Source organism: Xenorhabdus sp. SGI240, assembly GCF_040081915.1.
Lineage (GTDB): Bacteria > Pseudomonadota > Gammaproteobacteria > Enterobacterales > Enterobacteriaceae > Xenorhabdus > Xenorhabdus bakwenae.
The window spans coordinates 42,606-55,021 of sequence record NZ_JBEBMB010000022.1; the positions used below are offsets into that span (position 1 = coordinate 42,606).

Here is a 12,416-nt window from a genome sequence, read left to right on the forward strand (position 1 = left end):
TGGAAACAATGACAGCCGCTTATGCGTATTTTGTCCAAAATAGCATTCCTGCCACAGTTAACGTAATAGACGGGCAATATGTCATTAATGTAAAACCAGAAAACCAATCACCCTTTCGGAACAGCGAATCAAATTATCCTCTCTCCAAGATGAAATAACACATAGTCACCTGATTCAATACAGTGCCAAACTTCATTTCCGGTTAAAGGTTGGGTGGCAATCACGGATACGACATCCCCTGGCTGGGTGTGCTGCTGGAAATCGATTTCAACATCCTGATCAAGTAATTTAGCCCTGCCGAAAGGGGCACGACGAGTAATCCAATGCAATTGAGTCGAACAGTAAGCCATGACAAACTGCCCGTCTGACAACAGCATATTGAAAACACCTTTCTTTCTCAGGTGATCCGCCAGGGAAGCAATAAATTTAAATACCGCAGGCCAATTGGAAGGTCGCTTGGGATATTTCAACGATAACTGATGTAATATCCAGCAAAATGCCCATTCACTGTCTGTCTCACCAACCGGACGGTAACTACCCGTTTTCAGCTTACTGTATCCCTTAAGCTGACCATTATGGGCATAAGTCCAATACCTTCCCCACAATTCACGGGTAAATGGATGAGTATTGGCCAGGGAGACATGACCACGGTTTGCCTGACGAATATGGGCAACAATCACTTCCGATTTGATTGGATAGCCTTGTATAAATCGAGCTACAGGTGAATGACAACTGGATTGGTGATCTTTAAATGTCCGGTATCCCAATCCCTCATAAAAGGTAACTCCCCAACCGTCTTTATGTGGGCCGGTATGCCCACCACGCTGAATTAAGCCACTCAGACTGAAAACAATATCTGTTGGCACGTTGGCACTCATGCCAAGTAATTCACACATCACCTACCCCTAATGCCGATTCCTAATGAAAAGCAATCAGGCTTTTACCATTTCTTTTTCAATCAATTGAATCAAGATGTGAATGACTTTGATGTGAATTTCCTGAATACGATCTGCATAACCAAAATGGGGCACCCGAATTTCAACATCTGCCGTTCCTGCCATTTTTCCGCCATCTTTGCCAGTCAGCGTAATGACTTTCATACCCTTGGCGTGGGCTGCTTCAACCGCTTTAATGATGTTGCCAGAGTTTCCAGAAGTTGAAATGCCTAGCAGTACATCACCTTTTTGACCGACAGCTTCAACATAACGGGAAAATACATAGTCATAACCAAAGTCATTACTCACACAAGATAAGTGGCTGGGGTCAGAAATCGCAATGGCCGGATATCCCGGACGATTCTCACGGTAGCGGCCAGTCAATTCTTCTGCAAAATGCATAGCATCACAATGCGAACCACCATTACCACAGGAAAGCACTTTTCCTCCTGTTTTGAATGAATCAGCCAGCAAAACGGCGGCTTTTTGAATGGCGTCGATATTTGTATCATCGTTGAGGAAGTTAACCAACGTATCTGCGGCTTCGGATAACTCACTGCGGATCAGTTCTTGATACATGGAATTCATACTCCTGAAAAGTCTTCGGGATTAATAATATCAGCTAACCAGTGTAACGGATTCCCCCATCTGAAAGAAGATATCATCACATTTTGAAAGAATTATTGTTTGCAAAACTAAAACGACTTTGTGAGCTAGATTGTAATTAAGATGTAAATGTATTGATAAATACATTTTCCTCATCTAAAAAAGAAGGACATCACAACAGGTCAGACCTCTGACAACTCAACCTGAGATTTACAGGAGTTTTACTATGACCGCTTTCAGCATTATCTTATTTTTAGTCTTGATTGGCGGGCTTTGTTACCACAAAGTCAGCCTAACGCTCAGTAGTTTACTGCTTGTTGCCTATACATTCGTTATGGGCATAACCGGCCTTTGGAGTTACTGGCTGCTGTTACCACTCGCTATCGTCCTGTTCCCGCTGGTTTTTACACCAGTACGTATCTCTTTATTCTCTGCGCCCGGCCTAAAAGCTTTCCGTAAAGTTATGCCAAGCATGTCCAAAACAGAGAAAGAAGCCATTGATGCAGGAACCACATGGTGGGAAGGCGATCTATTCCGTGGTAACCCTGACTGGCAAAAATTGCATAACTACCCAAAACCACAGTTAACTGCTGAAGAAAGAGCATTTATTGATGGCCCGGTAGAAGAAGCCTGCCGCATGGCAAATGATTTCCAAATCACCCATGAACTGGCTGACTTACCACCAGCGCTTTGGGCCTATCTGAAAGAACACCGCTTCTTTGCCATGATCATCAAGAAAGAGTACGGGGGTCTGGAATTTTCCGCTTACGCTCAGTCTCAGGTACTACAAAAACTGGCCGGCGTATCGGGTATTCTGGCAATTACTGTTGGCGTACCCAACTCCCTGGGGCCAGGTGAATTGCTGCAACACTATGGCACAGACGAACAGAAAAAACATTACTTGCCCGGTCTGGCTCGCGGTGAAGAAATTCCCTGCTTTGCTTTGACCAGCCCAGAAGCCGGTTCAGATGCCGGAGCTATTCCTGATACTGGTGTTGTCTGTATGGGAGAATGGCAAGGCGAGCAAGTGCTTGGTATGCGTCTGAACTGGAATAAGCGTTACATTACTCTTGCCCCTATCGCGACCGTGCTGGGATTAGCATTTAAACTGTATGATCCTGATCATCTGCTGGGTGATACTGAATCATTGGGCATTACCTGTGCCCTGATCCCAACCAGTACGCCCGGCGTTGAAATTGGTCACCGCCATTTCCCGCTGAATATCCCATTCCAGAATGGTCCGACCCGTGGTAAAGATATTTTCGTTCCTATCGATTACATCATCGGCGGGCCAAAAATGGCAGGTCAGGGCTGGCGTATGCTGGTCGAATGTCTGTCTGTTGGCCGTGGTATTACTCTGCCATCCAACGCAACCGGAGGATTAAAAAGTGCAACGATGGCAATCGGGGCTTATTCCTATATTCGTCGTCAATTCAAGTTACCTATCGGTAAAATGGAAGGGATTGAAGAGCCACTGGCACGTATCGCAGGTAACGCTTACCTGATGGACGCGGCTGCAACCATGATCACCGGCGGTATCATGTTGGGCGAAAAACCTTCCGTTCTGTCTGCTATCGTGAAATACCATTGTACGCACAGAGGCCAACGTTCCATCATTGATGCCATGGATATCGCTGGCGGCAAAGGCATCTGCCTTGGGCCATCTAACTTCCTTGCCCGCGGTTATCAGGGTTCACCCATTGCTATTACCGTTGAAGGTGCGAATATCCTGACCCGTAGCATGATCATCTTTGGTCAGGGGGCAATCCGCTGCCATCCTTATATACTGGCTGAAATCGCCGCAGCAGAAAGCAACAATGTGAAACACTTTGACAAGGCTCTGTTTGGTCACTTAGGCCATGTTGCCAGCAACACTTTGCGCAGCCTGTGGCTTGGTATTACCAAAGGCAGAAGCAGTCATTCGCCAGTCAATGATGCTACTCGCCGTTACTACCAGAAGATCAACCGCTTAAGCGCCAACCTTGCCCTGCTCTCTGATGTTTCAATGGGCGTATTGGGCGGCAGTCTGAAACGCCGTGAACGCATTTCAGCTCGTCTGGGGGACATTCTGAGCCAAATCTTCCTGGCTTCGGCCGCGTTGAAACGCTATGAAGACGAAGGGCGCCAAAAAGAAGATTTACCATTGGTACAATGGGCAGTAGAAGATAGCCTGAATCAAGCTGAACAGGCCATGAATGAGTTACTGAGCAACTTCCCAAACCGTTTGGTTGCAGGTTTAATGCGTGTAATCGTCTTCCCATTGGGACGTGTACATACCGCTCCATCTGATAAATTGGATCACAAACTGGCCCAGATATTACAGACTCCTTCTGCAACCCGTAGCCGGATTGGACGTGGGCAATATCTGACTCCCAGCGAACATAACCCCCACGGGTTACTGGAAGAAGCATTGCACGATATCATCGCCGCAGAGCCTATCCATGCTCGCTTGAGCCGCGAAGCAGGCAAACATCTAAGCTTCACCCGTTTGGATAAATTAGCTGAACAGGCACTGGCTGAGAACAGAATCACCCAGGAAGAAGCAGAGATCCTGAAACGTGCTGAAAGCAGTCGGCTGCGTTCAATCAATGTCGATGAATTTGAGCCAAATGCATTCGCTGTACCCAATCCAGCAAAAAAGCCTGAAAGTCAGCGTCAAGATAAAGCCGCATGATGCTGACCAGAAAACCTGATTAATGCAAATATGGGACTAAGAAACGGGGCACCAACGCCCCGTTTTTATTTAAATGGCTTCCAGCAATAACAACTCTTCGATGGTCTGGCGACGACGGATCAAATGCGCCTCTCCCCCGGTAAACAAAATTTCCGGGATCAAAGGACGACTATTATAATTTGAAGACATAGAAGCACCGTAAGCGCCGGTATGGTGAAAAATCAGATAATCTCCGACACTAACACGAGGCAACATACGTGATATAACTTCTCCGCCTTCCAACTGAGTGAACACATCACCAGACTCACATAACGGCCCCGCGACAATGGTTTCTGCCAATGTGGTTTCCGGCCGCGCGTTTATCGGTAATACCGAAATAGGGTGATAACTGCCATACATCGCCGGACGCATTAAGTCATTGAAACCCGCATCCACCAGCACATAATGCCGATTGCCCATAGATTTAACCGCCCGTACTTCCGCCAGCAAGATCCCTGCCTCAGCAACCAGAAAACGACCGGGTTCGATTTCTAACTCAACGTGATGCCCCAGATGCTGCTCAATACGTTGGCGAGCTTCATGCCACAAGCTGTAATAATGTTCGGTATCGACTGACTCTTCACCGTCCTTATAACGAATTGATAAACCACCGCCTGCGGAAATGGCTTGAATATCTTCCCCGCACAACCTGACCTGCTCCACCATAGCATTACAGACATTGGAAAGATGCTGATAATCTACTCCTGAACCAATGTGCATGTGCAACCCGACTAACTGCAAACCATATTGATGAATTTTTTCAATTGCCAGAGGGAGATCCTGAAACCAGATCCCATGTTTGCTGTTTTCGCCGCCAGTATTCGTCTTTTGGCTATGCCCATGCCCAAATCCGGGGTTGATGCGCAGCCAAACCGGATGACCAGACTGACGTTCACCAATTTGTGCCAACATATCAATAGAACCGGCATTGACCGGAATATCCAGCTCAATGACACGCGACAATGTTGCCTCATCGATCACATCCGCAGTGAACACAATTTCTGCTTTCTCACGCCCAGGTTGAAACCCTGCATAAAGCGCCCGCTCGATTTCACCCAATGACACGGCATCAACTTTCACGCTCTGCTCTCTCATCAAGCGTAAAATATGGATATTGGAACACGCTTTCTGTGCAAACCGAATGACATCAAACTGTTTTAATTTTTTAATTTGTTTGATGATGCTATCGCCATCATAAACCCACAATGGTGTTCCATACTGAGCAGGTAAACGAAGCAGATTTTCAGGGGTAAAATGTTTCCTTAAGTCATGAGGTAAGCTCGATATAGTCATGGAAGTGTCTCACAAAATCAGCGGTTCCCTCATTATTGACAATAATAGGACAGGAAAAAAATATCCATTTAGCTATAGTCTATTCATTTTTGATATCCTTATAGCTATTTTCCAATCAAAGAGAACAATGTATGCACTCCTGCTCATGGCGACACATTGAAATTTTTCATGCTGTAATGACCACCAAAAACCTGACTGATGCAGCATTATTACTGAAAACATCCCAGCCCACGGTCAGCCGTGAACTTGCGCGCCTTGAACAATTACTGAAACTTAAATTGTTTGATCGAATCAAAGGGCGTTTGTTTCCTACCGCGCAAGGATTACGGCTATTCGAAGAAGTGCAGCGCTCTTATTATGGGCTGGAAAGAATAATCAATGCGGCTGACAGTATCCGACAATTTGAACAGGCGCAGTTATCCATCGCCTGCCTGCCAATGTTCTCCCAATCTCTGCTGCCAAAAGCCTGTTGCAGTTTTATTGAACACTATCCCGAAGCCAGGCTGACCATCATTCCACAAGAATCTCCCCTTTTGGAAGAATGGCTTGCAGCACAGCGCCATGATATTGGCTTAACCGAACATTTACAGACGCCAGCAGGTACTGAACGAGAAACGTTGATAACCTTAAATGAAGTTTGTGTTTTACCCATTAATCATCCGCTCGGTCAAAAATCACAACTGACGCCAGCAGATTTTCACAATCAAAAATTTATCAGTCTTTCGATCACAGACAGTTACAGGCAACTGATTGATACTATTTTTACTGAGCACCAAATCAATCGCAAGATGGTGATGGAAACCCATAGCGCAGCCTCAGTTTGCGCCATGATTAACGAAGGCATTGGCGTGTCTATCGTAAATCCGCTAACTGCATTGGATTATTTAGATGACAGCGCCAAAATCTGCATTCGGCCATTCAGTATCGACATTCCATTCACAGTCAGTTTAATCAAACCCATCCATCGCCCCTCCTCAGAGTCCGTAGAGACCTTCATTACACATTTAAAACAACAGGTTGCTCTATTTGCCGACAAATTGACATTAGCGTTTCAACATTAATTGTTGCCAATGAGGTGATGTCGCAAACCAATCCACCAGAAAATCCAACAGTGCACGCAAAGTTGCTGGCATATTCTGGCGGCTGGCATAAATGCCATAGATCCCCATTGCTTGAGGTTGGTAATCAGGCAGCAGCTCAACTAACTGCCCTGACATCAAATAAGAAGAAACTGAATAGTAAGGCTGCATTGCAATTCCTGCTCCCTGCAAAGCAGCTTCCATCAATACGGTCGATTCATTGGCACTTAACGTACCACTGACAGGAACTGAATAGTGCTCATGCTGTTTTTTAAATACCCACAAACTTTTGCCGAAAAAGTTATAGGTCAGGCAATTATGTGATGTTAACTCCATAGGATTGTTGGGAATAGATTTTTCCGCTAAATAAGACGGTGCAGCACAAACGATGGAATGGCAAGTTGATAATGGGCGAGCAATTAGATTTGGCTCCAGATTATTGGTAATACGGATTGCCAAATCAATGCGTTCTTCTATCAAATTGACAGCCTTATTATCCATTTGCAAATTGACGGCAATGTACGGATATATCCGCATAAATTCAGGAATGGCAACTGCCAGCGCACTAATGCCCAATGATTGGGAACAACTCACTCGCAACAATCCCTTCAAGGTTTGTGCTTCCAAAGACTGTTGCGCCGGCATACCTTCTGCTAATTCCATTAACTTAAGGCTGCGTTGATAAGCACTTTCACCCGCCGAAGTCAGGCTAATTTTCCGTGTTGTACGATGCAATAAGCGAACACCTGCCCATTTTTCCATTTCAGCCAAATATCGCGATACCATTGCCCTCGACATATCCAACCGTTCTGCTGCCGCGATGAGGCTTCCCTGTTCAACAATCGTAACAAACACTTGTGCTGCGGTGATCCTATCCATTTTCAGCCAACCTATTTTTTGTCCTGATTCGCTCGATTTGTGCAACAAATAGTTGCTGGTTATGGGGTTTTTAAATCGGAATATGCAACTTATCATACATGTCATTCAAGCACACAAGCTTTTTGCTACAGGAATTCGACGATGGCTCGCAAAACAACATTAAACATCGCTCTGGCAGCGACACTCTCCTTGGGGATAACCTCACTGGCTCAAGCAACCGATCTGAAATTGGATATCTATAATCCAGGTGAAAGAGGTGTTTTCCCTGTTTCTTCTGAAATTATCAGCGGTGATCATGAAGTTGTCCTGATCGATGCCCAATTTAAGAAAAATGATGCACAAGAGCTGGTTAAAATGATCCGGCAAACAGGTAAAAAATTGACAACGATCTATATCAGCCAATCCGATCCTGATTTTTATTTTGGCCTTGATGTGATTACCGAAGCTTTCCCTGACGCCAAAGTGATCGCATCACCAGAAACCATCAAAGCAATCAATGAAACCAAAGATGGCAAGCTGGCTTATTGGGGGGGAATTCTTGCAGACCAGGCCCCCAAAAAGATCGTCGTACCAGAGCCACTAAAAGGAAACGCCTTCACTGTTGATGGTGAAAAACTGATTATTGAAGGTTTAGATGGCCCAGCCGCAGATCGTACTTTTGTCTGGGTTCCTAAATTAAAAGCCGTTGTTGGTGGTGTGACTGTTTCTGACAATATCCATGTATGGATTGCGGATACCCAGACCAAAGCGTCACGCCAGCATTGGCAACAAACATTGGATCGCATCAAGAGCCTACAACCTAAAACTGTTGTACCAGGCCACTATCTGGGGAATTCATCAATGACGTTGGATTCAGTGACTTTTACCCAAAATTACCTGACGACATTGGAAAAAGAGTTACCGAAAGCAAAAGATTCCAATGCGCTGATTGCAGCCATGAAGAAACACTATCCAGATCTGGCTGATGAATCGAGTCTTGAGCTAAGTGCCAAAGTATTAAAAGGCGAAATGAAGTGGCCTCAGTAAGTTAAAAATCATCACGGGTGTTGCGGATAGTAGCGCCCGTATAACAATATTTAAAATATTACCTTAATGCCCCGTTTAATTTCAACGAATCAAAAACGCCAAATAAAAAATGCCAAATAAAAAACAAAACCTCATTACCCATCTTTAATAAAATTAGTATCAAAATTTATTTTAATACTTTATATTAACCCCCATATAAAAATCAATAATGCATTCATTTTAAAAATGAAAAAAACTTATCAAATAAACATAATTCCTTTTTGATTAATGTGATATTTAGCGCCTTTTTATACTTTGAAATAACTAATCACCTTAAGTTGTGATCAATAGTCCATAATCCAATAAATCAGCTTGAATAAAAATCTCACTTTTTTTAAATTTGCAGTCAGCGGAGAGATAAGCCAGCAACCTAAAGCTAACTAGATGCTTCCAACGTCTAGAATATGCAGGGCAAGCAGCTTAAGCCAACTAGATGCTTCTAACATCTAGCGCATACAGAATAATAGCCTAAACCAACCAGATGCTTTTAACGTCTAATGTACGCAGGATGCGCTGCTCAAGCTAACCAGATGCTTCCAACGTCTGGCATGTGCAGAAAAGCAGCTTAAAACAACTAGATGCTTTTAACATCTAGTATTTACAGAATGCGTACCGTAGGTTAGGTTCCTGTTCTCTCCGCCACTTTTTATTTATTGTCTCACTTTGCAGATGAATACTATACTCTGCCAATACCATACCCCAGTAATACTATCGCGGATAAACATAAATAAGGCCCAAATGCGATAAATTCAGGAAACGATTTTCTTTTCACGCCAATTATTACAAACCCGAACACGCCAAATAATGAAGCCATCAGCATCAATATTGGTATTATTTCCACACCCAACCAAGCACCGATCGCTGCGGTTAATTTAAGATCACCATAACCTATTCCCTCCTTATTTAAGGTATATCTACATAACCAATACAAAAACCACAAAAAAAGATACCCTGATATGGCGCCATATATTGCACTCTTTATTGAAACCAAATTGCCATCAATATTAACCAAAAGACCAAGCCATAATAAAGGAAGAGTGATAATATCCGGCAAGCAATACATTTTAATATCGATAACGGCCAATAACAATAAGGTACTACAGAAAAACATAACTATTATATAATCTACGTTAATTAAAATAAAACCCTTCCTTTTTCTCACCTGTAAGAAATTAAAATCCATTTATAAATAACATCCTTGTTACCGTCTTCTTTCCTTAATTTCCTGACATCAATCAGGACAAGATGAATATTAATTTTTTATTCCGGGTATTGGCAATAAAAATTTAGCTAAAAAAGCAATTATAAAATAAATATGCGAACCAGCTCGCATGGAGATATCTTGTATTCCTTAAGCCAAGAGATAACTTGATCACGCAAACAGCGCTAATTTATCATGGCAATGAATCAATTTTGTCATATGGCTGTTTGCGCCATACCGGAAGAACCCGGAAAAAGAAGGAAAGAAGAATATGCGAATACCCCGCATCTATCACCCTGAACTGCTCTCAACAGGCGTGGAGGTTTATTTGAGTGATGACGCTGCCAATCACGTGGGTCGCGTGCTTAGAATGAGTAATGGGCAAGCATTACAACTCTTTGATGGCAGTAATCAGGTTTTTGATGCAATAATCACGGAAGCCAGTAAAAAAACAGTTAAGGTGTTTATCCTTGATGGCAAATTATCTGATCATGAATCACCACTGAACCTGCATCTGGGGCAGGTCATGTCCCGTGGTGAAAAAATGGAATTTACAATCCAAAAATCGGTTGAATTGGGTGTCAACACGATTACCCCACTTCTGTCTGAACGTTGTGGCATAAAACTGGATACAGAAAGGTTGGAGAAGAAATTACAACAATGGAAAAAAATTGCCATTTCTGCCTGTGAGCAGTGCGGACGTAACCAGATCCCTGAAATCCGCCCCATTATGCCACTTGAAACCTGGTGCGCAGAAAATGACGGCAGCCTAAAATTAAATCTGCACCCCCGTGCCAGCCATAGCATCAATACCCTCCCACTCCCCGTGGAAAAAGTACGCCTGCTGATTGGGCCTGAAGGGGGATTGTCTGCCGAAGAGATAGAAATGACAGCAAAATATCAATTTACTGATATCCTGTTAGGGCCTCGAGTCCTGAGGACAGAAACGACAGCACTCACTGCAATTACCGCATTGCAAGTACGTTTTGGTGACCTGGGTTAAGGAGAAAAAATGATTAAGCTCGGTATTGTGATGGATCCTATTTCATCCATCAACATCAAGAAAGACACTAGTTTTGCCATGCTGCTGGAAGCACAAAAACGCGGATGGGAAATCCATTATATGGAAATGCATGATCTCTACCTGCATCAGGGAGAGGCTCGCGCCCGCACACGTTTGCTCACGGTGGAAGAAAATCCACAACAGTGGTATCAGTTTGGCAGTGAGCAAGAAATCGCTCTCGATACTTTGCACGTTATTTTGATGCGCAAAGATCCACCTTTTGATACTGAGTACATTTATGCGACCTATATTCTGGAAAGAGCAGAAACCAAAGGCCGCCTGATCGTTAATAAGCCCCAAAGCCTGCGCGATTGTAACGAAAAATTGTTTACTGCCTGGTTCCCAGAATGGACACCCGATACGCTAGTTACCCGCAGTGCCAAAAAACTACGCGAATTCCACCAAAAACATGGCGATGTTATTTTTAAACCTTTAGATGGTATGGGAGGCGCTTCCATCTTCCGTCTGAAACAAGATGACACCAATGTTGGTGTTATTATTGAAACCCTGACTGAACATGGCAATTGTTATTGTATGGCCCAAAATTTTCTGCCTGCCATTAAAGATGGAGATAAACGCGTACTGGTTGTTGATGGTGAACCTGTGCCTTATTGCCTTGCCCGTATCCCTGCTCAAGGAGAAACCCGTGGTAACCTGGCGGCAGGTGGTCGTGGAGAAGCTCGCCCATTGTCAGAAAGCGATTGGGCAATTGCCCGTGCAGTTGCTCCGGTATTAAAAGAGAAAGGGTTAATTTTCGTTGGGCTGGATATCATTGGTGACCGCTTAACTGAAATCAACGTAACCAGCCCAACCTGTGTACGTGAAATTGAAGCCGCTTTCCCGGACATCGCCATTACTGGCATGTTGATGGATGCTATCGAAAAACGATTGGAAAAACAGATAGCTTAACAGGTCAAACAACATTCGTTTCCTGACAATATTTGCCATTTATAATAAGAGTCCACATACTGTGGGAATTTTAGAGATGTTACATATTGATTATAAAAGGATTTATATGACATCATCCACATCTCATCCACTTTATAACTGAAACCGCTAGCAAAAGCCCTTTGATTTTCGAGGGGCTTTTTTATTTTTCCATATGAAAGGTTAAAACCACCGTCTTTAGACGGTGACCTTGAACTTAAATATTTTGACGTATGCGCGTTTAGTCATAACTGAATACCACCTCCTGTGGAGGTGGTCAGCAACAAATTGGCTCTGCCAATAATGCTACTCATGGGAAAATCCGAACTGTTATCCCCATAACAGAGACGGATTTAACCATGAGTAGATTTAAGAAAGCATCGCATGTAGTTTGGTGTTGCCAATACCATATCGTTTGGACACCCAAATATCGATTTAGAATACTGAAAAATAATGTTGGAAGGGAGGTCTATAAACAGATACGGATTTCCTGTGAGCAACTCGGTATAGAAATTGTAGAATTGAATGTTCAAATAGATCATGTTCATCTTTTGGTAAAAATACCCCCGAAATTATCTGTATCTCAGGTACTTGGTTATTTAAAAGGCCGAACAGCTATCCGAGTATTTAATAAATTTAACGCGATGCTCGACTT

The 12,416-nt window shown here is 43.6% G+C and carries 11 protein-coding genes; 6 read left to right on the plus strand and 5 right to left on the minus strand.

All coding sequences use genetic code 11. The features are described from left to right. Positions 1-128: 128 nt before the first annotated feature. Positions 129-896: a class II glutamine amidotransferase gene (locus tag ABLA76_RS05410; protein ID WP_348987160.1), complete on the minus strand. Its 768-nt coding sequence runs from the start codon at positions 894-896 to the stop codon at positions 129-131. Positions 897-932: 36 nt separating this feature from the next. Then, positions 933-1,514 carry a D-sedoheptulose 7-phosphate isomerase gene (lpcA, locus tag ABLA76_RS05415; protein ID WP_348987161.1) on the minus strand — a complete coding sequence of 194 codons (582 nt, stop codon included), beginning with the start codon at positions 1,512-1,514 and terminating at the stop codon, positions 933-935. Between the two features lie 253 nt (positions 1,515-1,767). Here lpcA and fadE point away from each other — a divergent pair, with 253 nt between their 5' ends. Continuing rightward, complete coding sequence (gene fadE, locus ABLA76_RS05420) at positions 1,768-4,215, plus strand: acyl-CoA dehydrogenase FadE (protein ID WP_348987162.1); 2,448 nt, start codon at positions 1,768-1,770, stop codon at positions 4,213-4,215. A gap of 69 nt (positions 4,216-4,284) precedes the next feature. Here the strand turns inward: fadE and lysA are convergent, their stop codons facing one another. Beyond that, positions 4,285-5,547, minus strand: coding sequence for a diaminopimelate decarboxylase (gene lysA / locus ABLA76_RS05425; RefSeq protein ID WP_348987163.1), 1,263 nt, complete (start codon positions 5,545-5,547; stop codon positions 4,285-4,287). A gap of 131 nt (positions 5,548-5,678) precedes the next feature. On the opposite strand from lysA, the gene ABLA76_RS05430 reads away from it, so the two are divergent. After that, positions 5,679-6,608, plus strand: a complete 930-nt coding sequence (locus tag ABLA76_RS05430) for a LysR family transcriptional regulator (protein WP_047769711.1) — start codon at positions 5,679-5,681, stop codon at positions 6,606-6,608. Here the strand turns inward: ABLA76_RS05430 and ABLA76_RS05435 are convergent. Next, positions 6,591-7,505 (minus strand): LysR family transcriptional regulator, encoded by a 915-nt coding sequence (locus ABLA76_RS05435; RefSeq protein WP_348987164.1) that lies wholly within the window; start codon positions 7,503-7,505, stop codon positions 6,591-6,593. The genes ABLA76_RS05430 and ABLA76_RS05435 overlap by 18 nt on opposite strands. 141 nt (positions 7,506-7,646) lie before the next feature. On the opposite strand from ABLA76_RS05435, the gene ABLA76_RS05440 reads away from it, so the two are divergent. Further along, the gene (locus tag ABLA76_RS05440) at positions 7,647-8,531 is read left to right on the plus strand and encodes an MBL fold metallo-hydrolase (protein WP_348987165.1); all 885 of its coding nucleotides are present in this window, start codon (positions 7,647-7,649) and stop codon (positions 8,529-8,531) included. A 715-nt stretch (positions 8,532-9,246) separates the two neighbouring features. On the opposite strand, the gene ABLA76_RS05445 is transcribed toward ABLA76_RS05440, so the two are convergent. Continuing rightward, entirely contained in the window at positions 9,247-9,753 is a 507-nt protein-coding gene (locus tag ABLA76_RS05445; protein WP_348987166.1) for an A24 family peptidase, read from the minus strand. 289 nt (positions 9,754-10,042) lie between these two features. On the opposite strand from ABLA76_RS05445, the gene rsmE reads away from it, so the two are divergent. The 3 genes from rsmE to tnpA form a co-directional block, all read left to right on the plus strand. Next, positions 10,043-10,774, plus strand: coding sequence for a 16S rRNA (uracil(1498)-N(3))-methyltransferase (gene rsmE / locus ABLA76_RS05450; RefSeq protein WP_047769717.1), 732 nt, complete (start codon positions 10,043-10,045; stop codon positions 10,772-10,774). Between the two features lie 9 nt (positions 10,775-10,783). Beyond that, entirely contained in the window at positions 10,784-11,743 is a 960-nt protein-coding gene (gene gshB / locus ABLA76_RS05455) for a glutathione synthase (RefSeq protein WP_348987167.1), read from the plus strand. A gap of 377 nt (positions 11,744-12,120) precedes the next feature. Beyond that, positions 12,121-12,416: IS200/IS605 family transposase (gene tnpA / locus ABLA76_RS05460; protein WP_348987168.1), on the plus strand; the 296-nt coding region annotated here is incomplete at its 3' end.